The sequence below is a fragment of the Psychrobacter sp. S1-30-MNA-CIBAN-0213 genome, assembly GCF_040309845.1.
GTDB lineage: Bacteria > Pseudomonadota > Gammaproteobacteria > Pseudomonadales > Moraxellaceae > Psychrobacter.
Map to the genome: position 1 here is coordinate 194,346 of NZ_JBEOPE010000001.1, position 23,578 is coordinate 217,923.

16 protein-coding genes are annotated in these 23,578 nt (G+C 42.0%); 7 read left to right on the top strand and 9 right to left on the bottom strand.

Annotation, left to right across the window (positions count from 1 at the left end):
* Positions 1–6: 6 nt before the first annotated feature.
* The 4 genes from AAEY87_RS00785 to AAEY87_RS00800 all read right to left on the bottom strand — a co-directional run bounded on the left by AAEY87_RS00785 (position 7) and on the right by AAEY87_RS00800 (position 2,978).
* Entirely contained in the window at positions 7–360 is a 354-nt protein-coding gene (locus tag AAEY87_RS00785; protein ID WP_228138897.1) for an RnfH family protein, read from the bottom strand.
* On the bottom strand, positions 348–1,490 hold the full coding sequence (locus tag AAEY87_RS00790) for a hypothetical protein (protein ID WP_350655511.1): 1,143 nt from the start codon (positions 1,488–1,490) through the stop codon (positions 348–350). Before AAEY87_RS00790 ends, AAEY87_RS00785 begins: the two co-directional genes overlap by 13 nt.
* A gap of 149 nt (positions 1,491–1,639) precedes the next feature.
* Positions 1,640–2,308: a c-type cytochrome gene (locus AAEY87_RS00795; RefSeq protein WP_068034196.1), complete on the bottom strand. Its 669-nt coding sequence runs from the start codon at positions 2,306–2,308 to the stop codon at positions 1,640–1,642.
* A gap of 334 nt (positions 2,309–2,642) precedes the next feature.
* A complete protein-coding gene (locus AAEY87_RS00800) occupies positions 2,643–2,978 on the bottom strand; it encodes a c-type cytochrome (protein ID WP_068034194.1) in 336 nt (111 codons plus the stop codon).
* Between the two features lie 449 nt (positions 2,979–3,427).
* Between AAEY87_RS00800 and yihA the strand changes: the two genes are divergently transcribed.
* Positions 3,428–4,201: a ribosome biogenesis GTP-binding protein YihA/YsxC gene (yihA, locus tag AAEY87_RS00805; protein WP_068034192.1), complete on the top strand. Its 774-nt coding sequence runs from the start codon at positions 3,428–3,430 to the stop codon at positions 4,199–4,201.
* 133 nt (positions 4,202–4,334) lie between these two features.
* Here the strand turns inward: yihA and AAEY87_RS00810 are convergent, their stop codons facing one another.
* Entirely contained in the window at positions 4,335–5,003 is a 669-nt protein-coding gene (locus AAEY87_RS00810) for an HAD-IA family hydrolase (RefSeq protein WP_350655514.1), read from the bottom strand.
* A 153-nt stretch (positions 5,004–5,156) separates the two neighbouring features.
* Positions 5,157–6,167, bottom strand: coding sequence for an RluA family pseudouridine synthase (locus tag AAEY87_RS00815; protein WP_350655515.1), 1,011 nt, complete (start codon positions 6,165–6,167; stop codon positions 5,157–5,159).
* Positions 6,168–7,425: 1,258 nt separating this feature from the next.
* Here AAEY87_RS00815 and AAEY87_RS00820 point away from each other — a divergent pair.
* Positions 7,426–11,703, top strand: coding sequence for an Rne/Rng family ribonuclease (locus AAEY87_RS00820; RefSeq protein ID WP_350655516.1), 4,278 nt, complete (start codon positions 7,426–7,428; stop codon positions 11,701–11,703).
* A gap of 215 nt (positions 11,704–11,918) precedes the next feature.
* Here the strand turns inward: AAEY87_RS00820 and AAEY87_RS00825 are convergent, their stop codons facing one another.
* Positions 11,919–12,842: a DUF808 domain-containing protein gene (locus AAEY87_RS00825; protein WP_068034182.1), complete on the bottom strand. Its 924-nt coding sequence runs from the start codon at positions 12,840–12,842 to the stop codon at positions 11,919–11,921.
* Positions 12,843–13,326: 484 nt separating this feature from the next.
* On the opposite strand from AAEY87_RS00825, the gene AAEY87_RS00830 reads away from it, so the two are divergent.
* The 5 genes from AAEY87_RS00830 (at position 13,327) to AAEY87_RS00850 (ending at position 19,485) form a co-directional block, all read left to right on the top strand.
* Positions 13,327–14,199 (top strand): DsbC family protein, encoded by an 873-nt coding sequence (locus tag AAEY87_RS00830; RefSeq protein WP_068034179.1) that lies wholly within the window; start codon positions 13,327–13,329, stop codon positions 14,197–14,199.
* A gap of 171 nt (positions 14,200–14,370) precedes the next feature.
* The gene (locus AAEY87_RS00835) at positions 14,371–15,711 is read left to right on the top strand and encodes a homoserine dehydrogenase (RefSeq protein ID WP_068034176.1); all 1,341 of its coding nucleotides are present in this window, start codon (positions 14,371–14,373) and stop codon (positions 15,709–15,711) included.
* Positions 15,712–15,866: 155 nt separating this feature from the next.
* Positions 15,867–17,048, top strand: a complete 1,182-nt coding sequence (locus AAEY87_RS00840) for a thiolase family protein (RefSeq protein ID WP_350655517.1) — start codon at positions 15,867–15,869, stop codon at positions 17,046–17,048.
* 535 nt (positions 17,049–17,583) lie between these two features.
* A complete protein-coding gene (locus AAEY87_RS00845) occupies positions 17,584–18,432 on the top strand; it encodes a DUF2382 domain-containing protein (RefSeq protein ID WP_068325706.1) in 849 nt (282 codons plus the stop codon).
* 318 nt (positions 18,433–18,750) lie between these two features.
* Positions 18,751–19,485 carry a YsnF/AvaK domain-containing protein gene (locus tag AAEY87_RS00850; RefSeq protein WP_350655518.1) on the top strand — a complete coding sequence of 245 codons (735 nt, stop codon included), beginning with the start codon at positions 18,751–18,753 and terminating at the stop codon, positions 19,483–19,485.
* Positions 19,486–19,589: 104 nt separating this feature from the next.
* Here AAEY87_RS00850 and AAEY87_RS00855 read toward each other — a convergent pair whose 3' ends face one another.
* Both AAEY87_RS00855 and secA read right to left on the bottom strand, forming a co-directional pair.
* The gene (locus tag AAEY87_RS00855) at positions 19,590–20,123 is read right to left on the bottom strand and encodes a hypothetical protein (protein ID WP_068034169.1); all 534 of its coding nucleotides are present in this window, start codon (positions 20,121–20,123) and stop codon (positions 19,590–19,592) included.
* 190 nt (positions 20,124–20,313) lie between these two features.
* Positions 20,314–23,151, bottom strand: coding sequence for a preprotein translocase subunit SecA (gene secA / locus AAEY87_RS00860; RefSeq protein ID WP_350655520.1), 2,838 nt, complete (start codon positions 23,149–23,151; stop codon positions 20,314–20,316).
* Between the last annotated feature and the right edge of the window lie 427 nt (positions 23,152–23,578).

The window sequence follows — 23,578 nt, forward strand, 5'->3', positions numbered from 1 at the left end:
TCGCTGCTACTTTTTCTTACCTCTACTTTTGCGCTGGGACATTGGATCAGCGCTCAAGCTACGATATACCTCAATGCGATCCAATGGTTGTAGTATATAGCTTGTAGGTTGCTTCTGTGCATAAATACCAACGTGCCAGAGCTTAGCAGCAGGTGTTTTGATATCTACCACCTGCTGACACCACAATGCCAAATTAGGAAACTGAGCCAGCCAGCCTGCCTGTTCCAGTGCTTCATATAACGTCGTACCCTCAACCACTTGCAACGTCATATAATGTTGCTGTTGTATATCCTCAGCATAGGCCAAATGCACTGTTATCATGAGTGGTATTTTAGATATTGCCTCCGTTAACTCAACCACAGTATCATCCAACCTATCAATGCTAAAATCAATGCTAACGGTACAACAAGGCGAATAGCTACTCGCCATAAATTGTATAGGGCTTCATTGCCAAAGTTTAAAGATTTACGCAGATGACTGATCTTCATACGCCAACCAGCAAATACAGATAGCAATAATACTGCTACGCTACTAATCACAACCAGTAGACCAACCAACCAAGACGTCGGTACCACTATCACTAACAGCAAACCTACCACCAACGTAATAAGCAAGCTGACCAATAATCCAAATTTATGCGCCAGTTGCTGAGCACTGTAATGCAACAGATAGCTTGCTACGAACAATACTCCAGCCCAGTATAATAATTGTCCAATGGGTGGCAACGCCAAGCCACTACTTAATAATGCTACAACCCCAACAACCAGCTGTAGTATCCAAATCGGTAGCACCAGTTTAGTAGCTCGGTAAACGTTAGCAGCTTTAGGAGAATTCGAACTAGCTGCGTTTAGATTGCCGGACTCTACTGCCGTTATCGTCTGCTTTGCGACCAAATGCTGACCAAACCAATACAGCCCCGTACCTGCCCCTACACTTACCAAAGCAAGTGCAACAGCACGCGCCCATTCAGTCAAGCTGATATTAGTCATAGCAAATTCAACTTGCGGTAGACCACCTGCCAATCCCATCATCAAACCTACAACCATCAAACCCAAACCTATTGGTAAAGGTGCGACACCGAGTAAGCTGAGCAATAATGCAATGACCATTAAGCCACCAGCGACTGCAAAGCTCGGTAAGTTAGGTGCACTATTAAGATCAATTAAAGCGGCTAATATAGCGCTGCTCGCTCCTGATATAACGAGGGCAGCAATAATAATCGCTACTATCGCTGCTAACCAGCCAAAACTACGCCATAACGGACTAGCATCAGCCTCACGAGTGAGTTTCTGCATGCCCGCTAAGGGTGCCTCAACGCTACGATAGGCTAAAGCTATCTCTGCATAAATGACTGGCAATGATACCAGCACCATCGCAAATAACCAGAGTAGCCAAAAGTCTATCTCACCAATTGAAGCTGGTGCAAACCAACGAAATAGCAATAGCGGCAACAATGCTGCCATAAAATAAGAGGCATAGCGGATCATCATAATCTCAATCCAAACGATCTAAAGTGAATAACAATAAAATGTAATAGTACAGGCCAATTATAAGACGCTGTATGATTTTCTATAATATAGGGGATATGCACCTATAAAAAAACCCCGAAAACGGGGTTTAATAACTAAATGAAAGCTACTTAGTGAATGGCGCTAACATAGTCTGACAAAATACGGATATCACGATCTGACAGTCTTGCTGCTACCGTCTGCATCATACCCATTTCGCCTTCTTTCGCTCCATCATTGACACGTTTTTGGTCATCGCTTGCAATATCATCTACACGGCCAGCAGCGCGGAACAATTTCAGTTGAGTAGCGATATATTCAGCATGCTGTCCACCCAAACGTGGAAAAGCGGCAAACTCATTACCAGCAGCATCGGGACCATGACAACCAGCACAGCCAATCACACCGCGTGACTTGTCGCCACCCAAGTACAGCTTAGTTGCTTCTTGGTTAGTCGCAGGATTACCAAAACCTACACCCCAAGGTGCTTGGCTAGAATAATATCCTGCCACGTTAGCAAGGTCTTGCTGGGACAAATTGGCAACCTGTGACTGCATAATACCGTTTTTACGATACCCTGACTTGAAGTTGACCAATTGCTTATATAAGTACTTTACATTTTGACCGCCAAGATTAGGCTGGGCTGGAATGGCACTCACACCGTCAACACCGTGACAGGCAGCACATACCGTTTCTGCAATTTGTTTACCTGCATTAGCGTCATATTCAGGAACAGTGATAACAGCTTGTACGCTGAAACTTGCAACACATAAGCTGGCGGCAGCGATTAACTTTTTCATTGATACAGATCCTACTAACTCGCCGTAAGCATTATCTAGATTGATTGTATTAACAGGACACTCAAAAAATCGTAAGAGCACACCTACAGTTCGATAAGGTAACTCATACGATTTGAGGTCTTAATAACAAGCAGCCTGAAAGTACTTACTAACATCAGGGTTTATTTGCAATTATTATAGCAAGACTTTAGATGATTTGCCTACTTAATCACAGCATCTAACTGTTTTTATCTCAGCACAACCTCACTATATATCTGGTAAAACAAAAAGCGCTATCCGTTATCTTAACGTGCGCTCTATTTTTTACGTGCGTATGACTAACTGGGGCTCTTATTTACTTACTCATATATTCAATAAGTTTGCGATAATCATCATCACTACAGCTATCACATAATCCGCCTGCTGGCATCTGAATCATGCCCCCTTTTACAGAGTCAATCAGGGCGGGCATACCTTTTTTCTTGATTAACTGCTGCCATTGAGCGCTATCGCCTTTCTTGATAGCATTCAATGCGCCACTGTCATGACAAGCCGCACATGAGTCTTTGTAAGTTGACGGAATATCAGCTGCCGCATTACTACTTGTCATAGCCATACTTAATACAAGTGCAGCCACACTACCGCCTAAGGCTCGCCCTATTTGAGTAAGATTAATATTTAATAACCGCATACGATATCCCCTTTGGCTAAATAACTACGGAATACTCATTTTTACAATTGTTTTATGAAAAAACTTATTAATGGAAGCTGCAATAGAACGCTTATTTTTCTTGCCATTATCATGCACTTCTATTACATCTTATATTGTAACGATATATGTCGAGTTAAAATAGTGTCATCGCGTTTAGCATTAGTAACGCTTGACGACTGTGTCAATAATTTTTGCTAAGCCATAATTCACTTTAGTGTTATGCTGTTATAAATATAACGACAGTACTAAGTAAGGCAATGAATAAGTCATCGTATCGCTACTAGCTTATTTAGATACTTATTTATATTAAAAAATATTCCAAAGCCTATATAATTACCTTTACAACTTATCATTTATTTTTCTTTAGCCTGTTTTGCATTACTACCCCAAATTCCGTTTTAAACTTTTTGATTGTTAATGAGTCATTTATGAGTACCCCGTTTAAAGATGTTGCCGCTGAACATGCGGCGTTTAATACCAAAGCCCGTCATCGCATTCAGCAAACTGAGTTTATGACGTCAGCGCCTACTTTTCGCCTTTGCCCGCCTGATATTGGATTAGAGGTCGCTTTTGCAGGACGCTCAAATGCGGGTAAATCTTCCGCTATTAATGCGTTAACCAATCAGCGCCAGTTGGCACGCTCATCAAAAACGCCTGGTCGTACGCAGATGATTAACTTTTTTAATATTGGTGATGCCGATAGGCGTTTGGTCGATTTGCCAGGTTATGGCTATGCAGCCGTACCACTTGAGATGAAAAAAGAATGGCAAGTGGAACTGGAAGAATATTTAGTATCGCGCTCAAGCCTTGCAGGTTTGGTGCTGATGACCGACATTCGCCATCCACTCAAATTCTTTGATGAGCAAATGCTACGTTGGGCAAAAGAGGGTGAGCTGCCCGTTCATATCTTATTAACGAAAGCAGATAAGCTGAAGTATGGTGCCTCTAAAAATGCTTTGCTTAATACACGTAAAAGACTGAAACAACTGGGTTTGAACTGTACGATCCAGTTATTTTCAGCTTTAAGAAAAGAAGGCCTTGATGAATTAGCAGGCGTTATGGGCAACTGGTATGAGTATCAGCTTGAAGCCGACAAAATTATCGAGTCCTCTTTTGCGTTACTAGAAGGCGCTGAGCTAGAAGACGCAATCGAAAAAGATGCTGTCCAGCAAAGAGATAGCTCTAAAGAAGAAAGCAAATAAATCTCATAGTATTTAATAAAAAAAGGGCTAACCTCGTTGAACCGACCCCCATAATTTGTGTCCAACTTATGGGGGTCAGTTCAGATAAGCCCTTTTTTTATTATCATTTTTTATTATTTAAGCTGGTTTTTATTTAAGCATATAATAGCTCAACCAATGCTTCTGGCGTATCGACCTGATAAGTAGGCTGCTGCGCGGCAAGCTCCATACTGGTTGCAGTGCCATAATTTACCGCAATACTAGTCATCCCTAAGCTACTTGCCATTTGAATATCGTAAATACTATCACCAATAAATACCGCTTCAGATATTTGCTGCTGTGTGTGGTTTAAGATATCAGTAAGCATTTGCGGATCAGGCTTAGAGCCAGACTCGTCAGCGCAGCGGGTTATTTCAAAATAACGATGACTATCAGAGGCATCTAGTACTCTATCAAGCCCTCGTCTTTTCTTACCAGTTGCTACAGCAAGCTTACGACCCTGCTGTTGCAACGTTTGCAACATGTCTTCTATAGCAGTGAAAAATGGCGTGCGATGACTATTAGGAATATAGTAATCAGCATAACTCTGTTGAATGGCCAGCCTTTGCACATCGTTTGCCTGCGGGTATAAAATTTCAATACCATTCATTAAGCTAAGACCGATAATACCCTTCACCTCTTTATCATTCGTCTGAAAACCATGTGCCTCTCCAGCCACATGCATAGACTCAACGATTAAACCAATTGAGTCCATCAAGGTCCCGTCCCAATCAAAAATAACTAGGCTCTTATCTGCCAAGCAATGATTAAATTTTTTACTCATGACTTTACCTTAGCGAATGGCAATAACTATTGGACATACTGAGTTACAGATACTAAAACGTCACGCTAGCTTATTTGATGAAAATAAATAAGTTATTGTGACGTTTTTTAGCGTTTAATAATTAAATTGAACTTAAAGGCGAACGCTTGAATATTATTCAGGTAATTTGGTATCCTCTGGCAACCAATCTGCCATATCGTCTGGTAGCGGTGCGGTAATGGTTTTATAACCCGGAATATCTAAGCGCCACGCATGTAGACACAGACGATGAACGCCTGATTTGTCATGTACATGATACTTATCATCACCCAAGATAGCATGACCGATATGAGCTAAATGTACCCGAATTTGATGCGTGCGCCCTGTTAATGGCTTAGCTTCAATCAAGCTCACCGGCTGACCGGCAAGCATAAAACGGCTATGTACAACAATATCAGTTTGGCTTTCTTTAGCTTGTGGGTCTTGGGCATCCACTTTGACGCGGCGCTCACCGCTAGCAAGTGTATAACGTAGCAATGCTGCATCAATGCGCTGCTCATTGAGCGTAGGCTGCCCTTTAGCGAGACATAGATAATGCTTTTGAATGGTCTTATCTACTAGATGCTGCTGTAATACTTTAAGTGCTGAGCGCTTTTTAGAAATCATTAGCAGCCCTGAAGTACCTTTATCGATACGATGGATCAGCTCTAGATATTTTTTACCAGTCACTTCACGCATGGCTTCAATAACACCAAAATCAAGACCGCTACCACCATGCACCGCGATGCCAGACGGCTTATTGAGCACTAGCAATCCATCATCTTCGTAAACTACACGTTCTAGCAGGCTTTTAGCAAACTCAGCACTGATAATCGGTTTCTCACGAGTCGCTAGCTGTACAGGTGCAATACGTACTACATCATCACGCTCTACTCTATCATGCGCTTTACAACGCTTATTGTTCACTCGAACTTCATCTGAGCGAATCATTTTGTAGATATGAGATTTTGGCAAACCCTTTAGGCGGTTTAACAAAAAATTATCTAAGCGTTGGTCGTGCTGATGGCGTGTTACTTCAAGGTAATTAACCTTTCCGAAGTTACTAATCTCATCATCAGCGCTTTGCGGACGAGTTTTGCTATTAAAGATAGCAGGGGCTTCATGGATGGGCGCGTCGTCAGTCATTTTTGAATTTGTCATTTTTAGTTAGGTATTTACAGAAAGATTTGTTATAGTTTAGCATGTTGAGCGCCAATTAAGCAGAGGCTGTGGCAATAATAACTATTGTCCTGAACAACTTATCGCCATCTTTATTACTTGCTAGTAACGAGGCACCCGTTGTCAATCACGCTAATTTTGCACGCATCATTTAATTTTTAGAGCAACATGCCTAGTAATACATAGCATAGTGCCCAATAAATGGTATTTATACCAAACATAATCGTATTGATAATACTGACAAACATGCCCATTTATCAAGCGATAGCAACACACAACTACTCATTTAGCGCACGACCACGACTTGATTTGTAATCATGTAGGCAAGCGCAGCTGAGCAAGTGATGGTAGTCCAAAGTTAAGAGTTTAGAGCTGCCTGAATATTGGCGGTCAAACAGATATAATAGATATCACATAGAATGTATACCCTACCGAGCTGATGAGCCGGTTACCTATTCTGTTTGCCAAGTACGCCCCGCTGAATAACAGCGCAGTGGCACTCATAACCTAAGACACCAAAATACATAGATGTTATAAAATAATAGATAAAATAATTGAATTGATTTGAGCTAATATTAAGAGGTTTGCCGAATTTAAAGTTTAGAAAATAAACAGAATGGCGAATTAATTGTGACCACGTGGCAGGCGCTTTAATAAACCCTTACAAAGTATATTAAATGCACTTCACCACTTTAGATGTTAATAACTTTTATAAAGCTTACGATGACAATGTGTTAATAGTCAGTCCTCTGAGCCTATACAAAACAATTAGCATTAGGGGTTAATACTTTAGGCGCAATCATTGATAGCAGTTAAAGTATTACAGTAGATAACGTTACAGCCTTACACTCTGTATCCAGATTATTTAGAACAATCATTTTAGTATGCTTAAACACAGTTAGTAAGTTTTGAGTCAGTCGCAAGCAATTGATAGATAGTCTGTCATTTGACCGCCACTTAATTCAATCCTTTTATTTATTCAATATTATCCGAGCTTTGTGCTCAACTGATATCTTGTATTTTCAGCTAATCTCAATATTAGCGTCACTTGCCACTGCTACTCTACTTTGATTATTTTTATATTGATTGCTGTCCAATTGACAGTCTGAATAAACCGTTAATGCTTTTCATCATAAAAGCCGCTTAACATTAGAGTTTTAAGTTCAGAATCATTTAATATAAAAGTCTTTCTTGTCGTTGTCCTGTGTACTCATAGGATAATAGTATGAAACGCATTCTGATTAACGCCACTCAAAACGAAGAAATTCGTGTCGCCTTATGTAAAGGCAACCATCTCTACGATTTCGATTTAGAAAACCGTACCCGCGAGCAAAAAAAATCCAACATTTATAAAGGTCATGTGACCCGTGTCGAGCCGTCGCTTGAAGCAGTATTCGTTGAATATGGTTCACAGCGTCAAGGGTTTTTGCCTATTCGTGAGATTTCTGCCGAATACCTTAGCGGCAATCCACGTGATGAAAATATCAAAAAACTTATCAAAGAAGGCGATGAGCTAATCGTCCAAGTCGAAAAAGAAGAGCGCGGCAATAAAGGCGCTGCCCTATCGACTTATGTATCATTGGCTGGTCGCTATCTTGTATTGATGCCAAATAACCCTCGTGGTGGCGGTATCTCACGTCAAATCTCTGGCAAACTACGCGAAGATATGAAGCGTATGCTGAGCAATCTTGATTTACCTAAAGGCATGAGTGTTATCATTCGTACTGCAGGTATTGGCAAGACCCAGGAAGATTTGCAGCATGATCTCAACCATTTGCTCAACATCTGGCAAGCTATCCAAGAACAAAACCAAAAGTATCCTTCACCGCGCTTAGTTCACCAAGAAGCGGGCGTCGTCACACGTGCAGTACGTGACTATCTACGTGATGATATCGCTGAAATTTGGATTGATAACGAAAACGCTTACATTGAAGCGGCAGGATTTATTGATGCAGTCATGCCAACACAAGCAGACAAACTCCGTAAATATACGGACTACGAGCCTATGTTTGCGCGTTTTAATATTGAAAAGCAGATTGAGACAGCCTATCAGCGTGAAGTACGTTTGCCATCTGGCGGCTCTATTGTCATCGACCAAACTGAGGCCTTAGTTTCAATTGACATTAACTCCGCTAAGTCTACCAAAGGTTCAGACGTCGCTGAGACCGCGTATCATACCAATTTAGAAGCAGCCGATGAGATTGCGCGTCAGTTACGCCTACGTGATATGGGTGGCTTGATTGTCATTGATTTTATTGACATGAATGACAATAAGCATCAAAAAGAAGTCGAAAAGCGTCTAGTTGATGCGACCAAATATGACCGTGCTCGTGTCCAATTTGGTGAGATATCCAAATTTGGTTTGATGGAGATGAGTCGTCAACGTCTGCGCCCATCATTAGAAGAGTCTACCGGTTACATCTGCCCACGTTGCCACGGCAATGGTATGATTCGTGATCTGCGCTCACTATCGCTATCTATCATGCGTCAAATTGAGCAAATCGCTCTTAAAGAGCGTCAAGGCGAAGTGCAAGCGGAAGTACCTACTGATATCGCTGCGTTCTTATTGAATGAAAAACGCGACAGCTTGGTTTATCTCGAACAAGATAGCGGCACACGTATTACTATCCTGCCGCATGCTCATCTAGAATCGCCTAACTTTAAACTACACTTCAACCGTGATGGTTTTGCACCGACAAGCTATGAGCGTATTACAGATACTCAGCAACAAGAGCATAGCGACCTTGGTTACGATGTCGATTGGCAGACTGCGGAAAAAGAACGTCCTGAGCAGCAACCTACTCGTCAGCCACGTAAGACAGCTGACAATCAAGGCAGTCAAACAGACGATCGCTCAAACAATCAAAATAGCGGCCGCTCACAGCCAGCAGCTAGTGGCCAGAGTAACAACCAAAACTCTAGCTCAAGCACTGAAACAAAGAGCGCAGCTAGCCATAGTAATAATCGTAATCAAAATAACAATAATAGCCAAAGCAACAATGAAAGCACCCAAGTCTCTTCAACGCGTGCTGCTACAAATAACGTTCCGCTAAAAAACCAAACGACCCCTACTCCTGTAGCCACTCAGTCTGTACCTGCTGCGCAGCCAAAAGCTGTCGCTTGGTTATCTAATCTGTTTGCCCAAGCGCCACAAGCACAAACTGCAAATAGTATTAGTAGTCGTGATGCAGCGGAAGCTATTGAAGCGTTAGTTAATACTGGTGCCCAGAGCTTAGGTTCGTTCGGTCAAGTTGATAATACGGCATTGGATAATAACCAACGTTCATCATCAACGCAGGATAGTCATCAGCAAAACGTACGTCCACAAGACGACAACCATGCTCAAGCTGTAACTCAGCAGTCAAGAGGCAGTGCTGACAATGACAGTGATAATGGCGACGATAATAAAGACAGCAATGGCGACGACAGAAGAAAGCGTAAGCCACGCAAATCAAGATCATCTAAACCGCGTCAAAGAAAAGAACAACGCGATGACAATGATAGTGTAGATAACAGCACAGACAGTACAAATGACAGCACTCAGTCTGATACACAAAATAAGCGTGAGCACGACAATAAACGCGGTAACGATCGTAATCGTAATCGCCAAGACAACCGTCAAGATAGCCGTCAGGACAATCGCCAGCATAATCGGAATGATAGCGAAAGTCAGGACGATACTGCCACTGAAGAGCAATCTCGTACGAAGCGCAAACCACATAGTCAGCGTAACTCACGTGGTAAGCTTGAACGTGGTGAGACCTTAACAGCTGACAATAATGCGAAGCAGAGCAATCAACAATCAGCTACGAACGGTAAGTCGCAGGCAAGTGCTCGACGCAACCAAGATCCTAACGAAGTCATATTACAGGTCAACGAAGCGCCGACTAAGCTTAAAGCATCAGAAGTGGTACATCTGTCTTTAGATGATAGCAAGTCTGGACAAACGGCGCATAAACCTACGGATATGCAAGAAGCTGAGCCTAATGTAGCTGTCGATGATAAAGACCTAACGGCTACACCACGTGATGACGATAAGTCGAAAGAGACAGTAACCAAAAAGGTTGAGAGCACAGATACCGACACGGTTAAAACCGAATCGACTGAACGCTTAGCCGACGAAAAACCACAGAGTAACGAGCACAAAGCAAAGCCAACTGAGGACAATAAATCATCGGTTGAGCAGAGTGAAAAAGTCTCTGATGCTAAAACAATCGCTACAGAATCGGTGAAAGAGTCAGCACAAGCGTCAGAAACGGTTAAAGCAGATACGACAAAAGCGTCAGTCGATGCTCAGCAATCTGACGATAATAGTGAAGTTGAAGCAACTAGCAGCACTGAAAGTAGCACTGAAAGTAGCACTGCAAATAATAACAATGCAGACACTAATAGTGATGTAAACAGTAATAGTGAGGTAGACAACAGCAAGATAAAGGATGGTGCTGTACTCACGCTTACTCATGATGCATTATTTGCTACACGTTATGTGGCCGCTCAGAAATTCGGGCAAGCAAGCAATGATCCTCGTGTAGTACGTCGTCAGCAGTCAGCACCAGTAGCTGAGTCAGATGCTAAAGCAAGCACTGTAGCAAGCACCGTACCGACTACTATTCGCGGTACTGTTGGTGAGTTCATTCATGCGACGTTAGCAGATGCACAAAGCCGCTTAGCGGATAATGGGGTGATTAGTTGCTTCATTGATGCTATTGAGGCGCATACTCAGCAAGCCAAACCTGCTGCTGTTGAAGTTGGTGACGTTGATAGTGTTAATGATAAAACTTTTGACTTTAGCAACTATGGTTATCAGCCTCTAGATGCTGATTACTTGACTCGCTTTGATGCGATGACCCAAGCAGTCAGTCAGTTTGCAGCAGCGCAAGGTAAAACAGAGGTTGCACCACGTGCTATTGGCAAGCGTGCTAGCAATGACCCACGTGGACAGCATCCTGATTATCATGCTGACGAACCAAAGCAGGCGACATTGAACGTTCCTGATGATTCGCTTGTGGAGCCAAAATCAGATACTCAATCTCAAGAGATAGTAGAGATTAATGCTGCTGAGACGTCTGAAATGGCTGAGACTGTCAACGATGCTCCATCTGAAACTGCTGAAACTGAGAATGAAGCTATTCAAGCTGACAATGGTCAAATTGATGCTCATGAAACTGAAGCAGCAGCATTGACCAGTGAGGTACAAGCAAACGATATCAGTACTGAAAGTGAGCAATTACTAAAAGCTGATCAAATGCTAGAAGAAAACAAGGCTGTTGAGCTTACTGACTCTATCAAAGAGGACAGTCAAGTCGGTAAATCTAAGACGACTATTGCCAGTTATAAAAATATGATTGAAAGTGTCGCTGAGCAGCTGCTGCCACAAACTGGCATGTTTAATTTGACCACGCCAAAGGTTCCAAAAGCACGCAGTCGTAAACCAAAGACTGACCACGTGAAGCCAACACAAGCTGAGAAATCAGAAAGTGATAATTCAGATAGCGAAAGTTAATTATTAGCATTAATATAAGATGACTTTCATAGCCATCTTATACTTAACCATAGAAAAATCCCCAAAGTTACTCATAACTTTGGGGCTTTTTTTTAGATTTTTATAACCTATATCTAACGCTTTTCCGACTCATTTAATAAAGTATTAAGGAATAAGTCAAAAGATTATGAACCTTACAACATGATAAATTTTGGCACTGTAGTAGATAAATATTATTAATGGGCCGAAGCTCCGTTGTTACCGCGTAATTTACCAACGATAGTAAAAATACCAACAACGACAGCACCAATGATGAAGCCAATCAAACCATTTAATAGCGTAGTAGTCACACTTTCAAAGATACCTGTTAAATCTGCTAAGTCCTCTACTCCATGTTGCAAAAAGCTAATGCCATGAACTAAGATGCCACCACCGACTAAGAACATCGCTAACGTGCCAGCGATAGATAAGAATTTCATCAGTTTAGGCGCAGCAGCAAACATCACTTTACCTAGTTTTTGTTTAAAACTACTTTCTTGTTCCATTAAATGTAAACCTGCATCATCTATTTTGACAATACCAGCAACTAAGCCGTAAATACCGACGGTAATACCAATCGCTAGAATAGAAAGCACAAGACTACGTTCTAATAGTGTGGCGCTCGCAGTCGAGCCTAGTGCAATCACAATAATCTCTGCTGACAAAATAAAATCAGTACGTATAGCGCCTTTGATTTTTTCTTTTTCAAACGCTACCAAATCCACTGTTTCATCAGCATTGGCCTGCCGGCGCGCATTCTGTTCCTCATCGTGGGGCAAGGCATGCGGCCAAAACCGATGTATAACTTTTTCAGCACCTTCATAAACCAAAAATAACCCGCCACACATCAATAGAAATGTGATTAACGGCGGATAGACAGCACTAATAAGTAGCGCAGCTGGTACTAAAATAAGTTTATTAACAAATGAACCTTTCGCTACTGCCCAAACGACTGGTAGTTCTCGATTTGCTTTGACACCTGTGACTTGTTCAGCGTTAAGCGCGAGGTCATCACCCAACACGCCAGCAGTTTTTTTGGCTGCCACCTTGGTCATAACTGAAACATCATCTAATATCACACTGATATCATCGAGTAGGGTTAATAAACTGGCACCTGCCATGCTCTCTCCTTAGCGTAAAATCGCTTAAATATTGAATGGGTATGAAAGTTGCTTCTTATAATAGTCATCAACACTAATAAATAAGTGATAAATAACAATGATAAGTAGCAACTAAGGTAATTGCTAATGTTAGTTAATAATATTTACTGTAGCCTACTTAGCTACTGCGATATATGAAATAGTAGGAATGTAGCTTATATTACTTTTTTGTTTATCTCTAACCAAATTATTAGTTAGCTAAATTTTGGTTTTGGCTGTCATTTATAAAAATATGTTAGTATATGGCACTTTATTACTATTTATGTTATGACTTATTTTTACTTTATAATCAAAATGATAATAATCCATTGTAATGATTAGCGTGTTATATCTTAGAGGTTATATACTTAATTTCTCATGTATTAAACATCTCATAACGCCCTTTTTAATATAAACTTTAATGCTCAAATCGTGATTAAGCGCGCCTGCCTATAGGAAATGCCGTATGTCCTTACCCTTTATATCTACCATTGCAAAACCTGCGAATACTCTTGCTCGTCACAAGCTGTCACAAGCCATAATAAGCGCACTATTGGTAGTTGTCGCGACAGGTTGCTCAAACAACACTGCTGATGCAACTAGCAAAACTACTGCGGTAAGTAGTACCAAAGCAAGTAGTGCTACCAGCTCTTCTAAACCTGCTGCTGATGCCAATAGTGACCAGTCGGTCGTCAAATCATTACAGGCAAACCTAAAAGCGTCTGGTATTGAAGAAAAAATTATCTCAGCAGTAGCGACAGATATGGAGGGTATTTACTGGGTGACCGCTGAAGGATTGCCAGCATTTTTTACTGATAAATCAGGCAAGCACATTATCCAAGGGCAAATCATCTCTGTTGGTCAAGGAGAGCCTGTTGATATTAGTGGCACATTAGTTGCTCGCACAGCGCAAGATGCTCTTAAAGCTGTCGATAAAAAAGACATGATTATTTATCCTGCGAAAGGCGAAACTAAATCAATTGTCTACTCCTTTACCGATGCTGACTGCCCTTATTGCACCAAGCTACATTCAGAAATGGATGAGATTAACGCCTTAGGAATTGAAGTACGCTATTTAGCGTGGCCTCGTAGTGAAGGAAGTATTCCAAAAATGGAAGCAATCTGGTGTAGCGAAGATCGTGTTGCCGCGATGAATCAGGCTAAGTCAGGCGCCAATTTATCAGGCCCTAGCTGTGACAGTCCAGTACAAGAGCAAATAGCACTTGGGGCACGTCTTGGCGTACGCGGTACGCCTGCCATCTTTACCGAGTCTGGACAACAAATCGGTGGTTATTTACCAGCCGCGCAATTGGCACAAACAGCGATTGATGCAAGCTAGTCGTTTGCCCTGATATTGTTGACTTTGGTGGCAGTCAGTTTGGGTAGACGCAGCAACTGCTTGTCGGTATGATACGGTGAAGCGCCACATACATATGGCGATATCACTAAAGCTAACACCAGCGAAACGACATCTATTTTCTATTCAATCATCTAATTTTCTGAGGATACTGTGAGTAAATCCATCAAACTAGCGATACTTGGCCTAGGTACCGTCGGTACTGGCGTGGTCAATCTAATTAATGACAATTTAGCCGAGCTTAAGCGTCGCAGCGGACGCGAAATTATTATTACTGAAGTCGGTACGCGACGTCAGCGTGATGATATTGATCCTAGCATTATCCAAAATGACGACTTAATGGCGATAGCTGCTAGTGATAACGTTGATATTGTCATCGAAGTGATTGGTGGCACAACTTTGGCCAAAGACATTATTATGCATGCTATCAAAAATGGTAAGCATGTAGTGACCGCCAATAAAGCCTTACTTGCTGAACATGGTAATGAGATATTCGCTTTAGCCGAAGCACATGATGTGCATGTGGCTTATGAAGCAGCAGTGGCAGGTGGCATTCCTATTATTAAAGTCATGCGTGAAGCGCTTGCAGCCAATAAAATCGATTGGCTGGCTGGCATTATTAATGGTACGGGCAACTTTATCATGACTGAAATGCGTGATAAAGGCCGTCCATTTGAAGACGTCTTAGTAGAAGCACAAGAGCTTGGTTATGCAGAAGCTGACCCAACATTTGATGTCGAAGGTATTGATGCCGCGCACAAGCTTGCACTACTCGCCTCTATCGCTTTTGGTATTCCGCTACAGTTTGACAAGGTATATTGTGAAGGTATTACTGGTATCACCTTACAAGACGTAAACTATGCTGAAGAGCTAGGTTATCGTATCAAGCATTTAGGCTTTGCCGTTCGTAGAAATAATGAAGATGGGCAACAAGGCAGTGCTGGTATTGAGCTGCGTGTACATCCGACGCTTATCCCGCAAGACGCTTTACTTGCCAATGTCAATGGCGTAAAGAACGCTGTATTGGTTAATTCGCATCCACTTGGGCAAACGCTTTATTGCGGTGATGGCGCAGGTGCAGGCGCAACTGCCTCAGCAGTGATGGCAGATGTTATGGATCTTGTACGCGTGTTGGGTACAAACGATCATAGCCAACGTAGTCATCATGTACCACACTTAGCCTTTATGCCTGAGCAACTCTCTGACACGCCAATATTGCGTGCAGAACAGATGACGACTGGCTACTATTTGCGTGTGCATGCTTATGATAATCCAGGCGTGTTAGCAGATATCACACGTATCTTGAGTGATGCTGGTATCAACATTGATGCTATTTTACAAAAGCCTGCGCACAAACTCGGCCAAGTACCTGTCATTATCTTGACGCTACCAGTAGTTGAAAGCCAAATGAATCTAGCCATTGCCAAGATTGAAAAGCTTGCTGCGGTCACTGACAAGGTTGTGCGTATTCGTTTAGATGAACTGGCACAATAAACCTGTATAGTTGATTGTTAATTAAAGCCACCACTTGAATTTTGATTTATTAGTACGCATTATAACAATGATTCTTCATTAACAATTAGTGAGGCACAGTGTTAATCTAAAACGCTGAGTTTTAATTCAAAATAAGCAAACAAGGTAGAATAACGATGTCTAACGATGCAATTGTAATTATCAACGGTGCTCGTACGCCAATGGGTAGCTTTCAAGGCGCTCTAAAAGACGTTAGTGCTACAGATTTAGGCGCTGCTGCAATCAAAGCGGCTGTTGAGCGTTCAGGCGTGAGCACTGATAGTGTTGACGAAGTCATTATGGGTTGTATCTTGACCGCTGGTTTAGGTCAAGGCCCTGCTCGTCAAGCGATGCGTAAAGCAGGCTTGCCTGATGCGACTGGTGCAGTCACAATTAATAAGCTTTGTGGTTCAGGTCTAAAAGCCGTTATGCAAGCGCATGATGGTATTAAAGCTGGCAGCTTCAATGTCGCTGTCGCTGGTGGTATGGAGTCGATGACCAATGCACCTTATATCATGCCAGGATCACGTGGCGGATACCGTATGGGTCACAAAGAAGTTAAAGACCATATGTTTTTAGACGGCTTAGAAGATGCAGAAACTGGTCGCCTAATGGGTCAGTTTGCACAAGAAATGGCTGACGAAAAAGGCTATACGCGTGAGCAAATGGATGAGTTTGCTATCGAATCGCTAAACCGTGCATTGACTGCTATCAAAGACGGTCACTTTAAAAGCGAGATTGAGCCGGTTACTTTTGAGACTCGTAAAGGCGAACAGACGGTTGAGAATGACGAAGAACCAGGTCTTGCAAACGCTGAGCGTATTCCTACGTTACGCCCTGCCTTTGCTAAAGAAGGTACTATCACTGCCGCTAATGCCAGCTCAATCTCAGACGGTGCAGCTGCAGTCGTTATGATGAAAGAGTCACAAGCGAAGTCTGAAGGTTTAGATTACCAAGCTCGTATCATTGCTACTGCTTCTAACTCACGTCATCCAAGTGAATTTACGATTGCCCCGATTGGTGCTATCGAAAAAGTATTGGCTAATGCAGAGTGGAAAGTTGAAGATGTCGATCTTTGGGAAATCAACGAAGCTTTTGCTATGGTTACGATGGCGACTATGGATGCGTTAAATATCGATCATGCCAAAGTCAATATCGAAGGTGGTGCTTGTGCACTAGGTCACCCTGTAGGTTGCTCAGGCGCGCGTATTTTAGTAACGCTTATCAACTCGTTACAGCGTACTGGCGGCAAGAAAGGCATTGCAACCTTATGTATCGGTGGCGGTGAAGCAGTAGCTGTAGCTATCGAATTAGCTTAGTCATTAGCTTAAATCGTTAGTCGCTCAACTCATAAGATTGTTAGAGAGTTTAAATTAGAAATGTCAGATAATTTTAATAAATAACTTTAACAACTTACATAAATTATTTATTTCAGCTTTAACGTTTAAATCACCGCATTGTCAGCGTACAGTGCGGTTTTTTTGTGCCTAAAATTTAGCAAACGTGTAGCAAATACTTATCAGTGTAAAAACGCGTTAACTTATACCCAATCGATGTTATGGCACTTACAGCCTATTACACGCACTTACGTCAGTCGCACACTTTGCTACCTTGTTCATATATCTCAAAGAAAATCACGGTGTTACGATAATTACAAGTTGATTGAGCAACTGCGCAATAGAAAATCATTGCCTCCTTACAGTAATTTGCTGCAAATAATGAGACAAGGTAAAAGCCAGTTCATTATTAATACTTCAACGACAGATTTATAATTGGCGTTATTTGTTAACGCCATTGTTTTATATTTTATTCTAATTACAAATAACTATTTACTCATAAAAAAGGAAGACAATAATGAGCCAACTAATTCGCTTACAAGACATCCAAGCTACTCACCGTGACCTTATTGGTGATGACTATTATGACCCAACAGGCAAAACTGCCTATGGCGTTAACGAAGAAAAAATCGGTAAAATTGACGGTGCATTAGTAGAAGATACTACTGGTCGTATCCGTTATCTAATAGTCGATGCAGGCGGCTGGTTTAGCTCAAAAGAAGTTTTAGTACCAGCAGGTTTAGCGCGTATCGTTGGTGATGACGTTTTCTTTGATAGCCTAACTAAATCGCAAGTTGATGCCATGGAAGAGTATGACCATGACTATCAGTATAGCTACAAAGAGCAGTATGAAAGAGATCGTCAAGCATTTGTCGCTGACTCCATTCCTGCTGAAGAGCGTATGGAAGTTGCCGATCACGCCTACAACGCACCGAATACTTTAGAGCTACTAGAAGAGCGTCTATCGGTAAATAAAGACCGTATCGTCGCAGGTCTAGTAAGAGTCGGTAAGCATGTTGTGACTGAAGAGCGTAACGTTGAAGTAGATCTTGAAGAAGAACATGCCAATATCCAACGTACCAACGTGGATCGTCCAACAGAACGCCGTATCGGTGATGTCAACGGTAATGAAACTATCGAAGTTGAGCTAGAAGCTGAACGTGCTCGCGTTAGCAAAGAAACTTACGTTACAGAAGAAGTAAACGTGGGTAAAACGACTGAACATCGTACTGAAACTATCGTTGAGACTATCCAACGTGAAGAGCTAGATATTGACAACGATGGCAACGTGGTTGACCGTGAAGGCAATATCGTAGACCGTGATGGTATCACTGCTGAAGACGTACGTAGCGCACGTGGCATGTAATATTCTGCTCTATCGTTTATCTTAATATGATATAGGATAGCTACGATAAAGTAGCGTGAATATATAGTATAGCTAAGGGTAAAAACTTAGCAGATTAAGGTCAGAGTTTGTCTCTGGCCTTTTTTGCTTTTTACGTCAAAAGATTATCTTGATATAAATCCTATTTAAGATAAATTTATAGATTTAGTTATTGAAAAGGCTATGATAAAGATAATGTAAGACAGATATTCTGTCCTACATTAACGACAAGTTGTACATTAATTATCAATAGCTTCATTCTACTCAACAAGACGATTTTAAATAATAAGGGAGATGACTATGAATGCTGACTACAATAAAGCGGGCTACAATATAGATAGTATGAATGAGAATGCCAATCAAAAGCTAGATGCAGCATCGCTATCAGCAGCTACAGCAAAAATAGAAGACCATGCTGCTGAAAATAAATTACCAGCACCTCATGACTCAGTAGATAGCGCTACTATGCTAAATGCTACTTCAGATAATTCTGTTAATAACCTAGATATTGATAACCTAAATGCTAATAACTTAGATATTAACAACCAAAATGCCGTTAATCATCATCTAGAGCTGCTAGAAGAGCGTCCTGTCGTTAATAAGGAACGCTTGGATGTTGGTAAAGTAACAGTGACTAAGCATACTCGTACTAAGACGATTGAAGTACCAATTGAGCTAGTAGAAGAGTACGTCACTATTCGTACTGAATATAATGACGCAGAAAGCCAAGATCTGCTCTCAGGTAGTTACGATGAGAAAGACATCTTACGTCATGTTGAGCCATCATTAGACAGTAAAGCAGTAGTCACTATTAATGGTAAGCAAATAGAAGTGGGCGATGAGCCTGTTGAAATCGTTTTGTCACGCCAAGTTGCGACTATTACTAAAGATACTTATGCTATTCAAGAAATTGAAGTTAATAAAACCACGCATACGCATACAGATAGCATTCAGGTTGAGTTAAAACATGAAGAGCTAGACGTAATAGAAGAAGGGTTTTTGGAACATGAAGCATCACGTGTCCATAAGAAATAAGCTCGTTTTTAGCAAAAGATAGCCACAAAAAAAGCAACGCGAACGTTGCTTTTTTTGTGGCTGAAGAAATGACTTGGTATCAATCTTAACCTACTTAATCTCATTTATTTATTCGTCTTACACTCGTAAGTGTTCACCTTAGATTCGTCCGCGCCTGCTGTACGTATTACACCTGTTTCACGCTCTTCATGAGCGACGCGCCACTGGGTAAAGCCTTCACCACCATCCATAGCTGAGGCGACTTCGAATACTTCAGGGTTGCTGCCTTCATTGGTTTGCGCCAATGTGACTGTACCCTTATCTGTACCAATGACTACTTGGTTAGTCTCGTCTTTATAAGTCGCTTCGACTTTTAGCTCAGGTGAGCATAAGTAAGTCATCTGCGTCAAACCAGTATTAACATTGGCAACCGTGTCATCCTCTACTTCATTGAGCGATGCATCATCAGTTTCTACCACGGTATCACTAGGATCAGCTGGATCAGCTGACATCGGCACTGACTCTTCAGCATTGATACTGTCCTCTAGGCTCGGCTCTGGCTCTTGCTGCTGCTGGCAAGCACTGATAGTAATGGCACTGGCAAGTAACCCAGTCATAAATGCGGTAGTACGCAATTGTTTTAATTGTCCTAGATTCATTATTATCTCCCAGATTTATATGTTAAATACTATACCGTGTCCGTATATGCGCGCCTATGCTGAATTTGTAAACAATAACGGCAAAATACTAAAGTTTTAGCTATGTAGCCAATCAATATTCGTAAAAATACCTATAGCTGCTAACAGCTATAGGTATTTGAGGTAATCATTCACCTAAAAAATATAAGTGTTAGATTTTACCGTGACATTGTTTGTATTTTAAACTAGAACCGCAAGGACAAGGCGCATTACGACTGATATTCATACCTGCATAAGGGTTCGGCTCAGCATCAATAGCAGTATTATCATCGCCATTAACACTCACATTAGCGCCTGCTGCCGCTACACCACTACCAAGATTCACACGCATCTGACTCTGGTTATTACTGCTGCGTTCGCTTTGATTTTGAGGACGCGGTGCTGGTTGTGGCTCACCTGACAAGTTATCAACATCACTATGCTCGAACTGCATTTGCATACGTTCAGCATCTGCACGTTGCTGTGCTTCTAGGGCCTCTAACTCTTCTTTGGTCGGGATATGCACGCGCGATAAATCTTGTACTGTCTCTGACTTAATAGCACCCAGCATCATTTGGAATAATTCAAACGACTCACGCTTATATTCTTGCTCAGGGTTCTTCTGTGCATAGCCGCGCAAATGAATACCTTTACGTAGCTGATCCATCTGTGTTAAATGCTCTTTCCAATGCTTATCGAGGCTTTGGAGCATAAAGTGACGTTCAAGCTGCGCGGCGCTTTGCTCGCCCATCTGCTCACGGCGACCATGATAATGTGCAAGCGCAGTCTCAATAATTTTTGCACGTAAGCCTTCTTCATCAAGGCGACGGTCTTCATCGAGCCAATCATTGAGTGGCATATAGAGCTTGAACTCTTCTTCGAGCTCATCTTCTAACCCATCAATATTCCATTGATCATCAACAGAACCTGGCGGGATAAACTGACTAATCATGGCATTATAGACTTCATGATGCATCACTTCGATGGCCTCTAACAAGTCCATATCAGCAAGTAAGTCATCACGCTGACCATAGATAACTTTACGCTGCTCATTGGCCACATCATCATACTTCAGCAGGTTTTTACGAGCATCAAAATCGCGACTCTCAACTTTACCTTGCGCGTTTTCAATCGACCGCGATACCATCTTGTGCTCGATAGCTTCGTCTTCTTTAAGACCCATAGCGCGCATCATATTAACCACGCGATCACCTGCGAAAATACGCATAAGATCATCTTCGAGTGATAAGAAAAAGCGCGACATCCCAGGATCACCCTGACGACCTGCACGACCACGCAGCTGGTTATCAATACGCCGAGATTCATGGCGCTCAGAGCCAACGATATGCAAACCACCAGCCGCGACTACTTGATCGTGCTTGACTTGCCATTGCGCTTTTAGACGCTGCATTTCTTCCGGACTGACTGAGTCAATGTCTTCAATAAATGATTGCCAGTTACCGCCCAAGATAATATCGGTACCACGGCCTGCCATGTTCGTCGCAATGGTAACTGCTTTTGGACTACCCGCCTGTGCAATGATTTCGGCTTCACGCTCATGCTGCTTAGCGTTTAGGACGTTATGCTTAACACCTTCTTGATCCAGCAAATAAGACAATTCTTCACTGGCTTCAATCGTCGCGGTACCCACTAGAACTGGTGCGCCTTTTTCTTGAATCTCTTTAATCTCGCGAATAATGCCTTTATATTTGCCTAATTTGGTTAAGAAAATCTGATCATCCATATCAACCCGTGCAATGGGCTTATGGGTTGGAATCACAATCACATCTAAATCGTAAGTCGACTTAAACTCTGCCGCTTCAGTATCAGCAGTACCAGTCATACCTGACAGCTTATCGTACAGACGGAAGAAGTTCTGGAAAGTAGTAGTCGCAAGCGTTTGGTTTTCTGCTTGAATCTCAACGTTTTCTTTGGCTTCTACCGCTTGATGCAAGCCTTCTGACCAACGGCGACCTGGCATCGTACGACCCGTGTTTTCATCAACGATGACCACTTCGCCTTCATCGACGATATAGTGAACGTTTTTGACAAAAATATGATGGGCGCGAATAGCCGCTTGTACGTGAGCTAATAATGGCAAACGACTTGGGCTATATAGACTTTCGTTTTCACCAAGCTCGCCTACTTCAATTAAGAAGCTTTCGATTTTCTCGTAGCCTTTTTCACTGATTTCTATTTGACGGTTTTTCTCATCAATCCAAAAATCTTCTTCTTCGTTATTCTTATTGGCTTCTTCATCTTTTGAGCGTATTAGCACTGGAATAATGGTATTAATCAGTGCATACATCCGCGATGAATCTTCGGCTTGACCCGAAATGATCAATGGCGTACGTGCCTCATCGATTAAAATAGAGTCAATTTCATCAATAATACAGAAGTTTAGCGGACGCTGCTTTTTTTCAGCTAGGCTAAAGACCATGTTATCGCGTAGATAATCAAAGCCGTATTCGTTGTTGGTACCGTAGGTAATATCCGCTTGATAAGCATCAACTTTTTCTTGCGCTGGCTGCTGCGAGTAAATCACCCCAACCGTCAATCCTAAGAAGTTAAATAGTGGACGGTTTAAGTCCGCATCACGAGCAGCCAAATAATCGTTAACCGTGACCACGTGGACGCCTTTACTGCTAACCGCATTCAGATAAATAGCCAAGGTCGCCATCAAGGTTTTACCCTCACCGGTCTTCATCTCAGCGATTTTGCCTTCGTGCAAGGTGATACCACCGATTAGCTGCACATCATAGTGACGCATGCCTGTGATACGTAAGGAGGCTTCGCGGCAGACGGCAAACGCTTCTGGCAATAGCGCCTCTAAGCTTTCGCCTTTTTGAAAGCGCGCTTTGAACTCTTCTGTTTTTTGTTGTAGTTGTTCATCAGACAGGGCTTGCACGCCAGCCTCTTGGGCATTAATCTTGGTGACCACTTTGCGCATACGCTTAAGTTCACGGTCGTTTTTGGTGCCAACTACACTGCCTACAATCTTTGATAACATAATTTTTTAACCTATGGAAATATTCGATAATTAGCACGGATAGCACGGAGAGTTAAAGCCCAGCCTGAGCCCTATCATCACCTGACATCACTCCCTAACTAAGTATCACCCAATAAAGTGTGTCGTCATTATATATGGTTATGACGCTGATGGATACAAGGGCAATAGGCAGATATTTGCCTGCGCCGAAACGCGACAGGTCATGTTAAAATAGGGTTTATTTTCCATCACCTCTCGCTATTTCGACACTATAGTCAGTGCAAAATAAAAGAGGTATCTATACTGCTGGTATAAATTTTTCTCGCTTGCTGTGCGCTTTGCCAGACATAGGCTGCGTAACCTATATTTTGAAAGCAAGCATGCCAGCAGCACTGCGCTTTTTTTAAGTTGAATCTACTACACTTATGATGAACTCAAAGCTATATAT

Bases quoted from the DNA above. Each gene is read 5' to 3' on its own strand.
- AAEY87_RS00790 (WP_350655511.1), bottom strand. From the start codon at position 1,490: ATGATGATCCGCTATGCCTCTTATTTTATGGCAGCATTGTTGCCGCTA.
- AAEY87_RS00795 (WP_068034196.1), bottom strand. From the start codon at position 2,308: ATGAAAAAGTTAATCGCTGCCGCCAGCTTATGTGTTGCAAGTTTCAGC.
- AAEY87_RS00800 (WP_068034194.1), bottom strand. From the start codon at position 2,978: ATGCGGTTATTAAATATTAATCTTACTCAAATAGGGCGAGCCTTAGGC.
- yihA (WP_068034192.1), top strand. From the start codon at position 3,428: ATGAGTACCCCGTTTAAAGATGTTGCCGCTGAACATGCGGCGTTTAAT.
- AAEY87_RS00810 (WP_350655514.1), bottom strand. From the start codon at position 5,003: ATGAGTAAAAAATTTAATCATTGCTTGGCAGATAAGAGCCTAGTTATT.
- AAEY87_RS00815 (WP_350655515.1), bottom strand. From the start codon at position 6,167: ATGACTGACGACGCGCCCATCCATGAAGCCCCTGCTATCTTTAATAGC.
- AAEY87_RS00820 (WP_350655516.1), top strand. From the start codon at position 7,426: ATGAAACGCATTCTGATTAACGCCACTCAAAACGAAGAAATTCGTGTC.
- AAEY87_RS00825 (WP_068034182.1), bottom strand. From the start codon at position 12,842: ATGGCAGGTGCCAGTTTATTAACCCTACTCGATGATATCAGTGTGATA.
- AAEY87_RS00830 (WP_068034179.1), top strand. From the start codon at position 13,327: ATGTCCTTACCCTTTATATCTACCATTGCAAAACCTGCGAATACTCTT.
- AAEY87_RS00840 (WP_350655517.1), top strand. From the start codon at position 15,867: ATGTCTAACGATGCAATTGTAATTATCAACGGTGCTCGTACGCCAATG.
- AAEY87_RS00845 (WP_068325706.1), top strand. From the start codon at position 17,584: ATGAGCCAACTAATTCGCTTACAAGACATCCAAGCTACTCACCGTGAC.
- AAEY87_RS00850 (WP_350655518.1), top strand. From the start codon at position 18,751: ATGAATGCTGACTACAATAAAGCGGGCTACAATATAGATAGTATGAAT.
- AAEY87_RS00855 (WP_068034169.1), bottom strand. From the start codon at position 20,123: ATGAATCTAGGACAATTAAAACAATTGCGTACTACCGCATTTATGACT.
- secA (WP_350655520.1), bottom strand. From the start codon at position 23,151: ATGTTATCAAAGATTGTAGGCAGTGTAGTTGGCACCAAAAACGACCGT.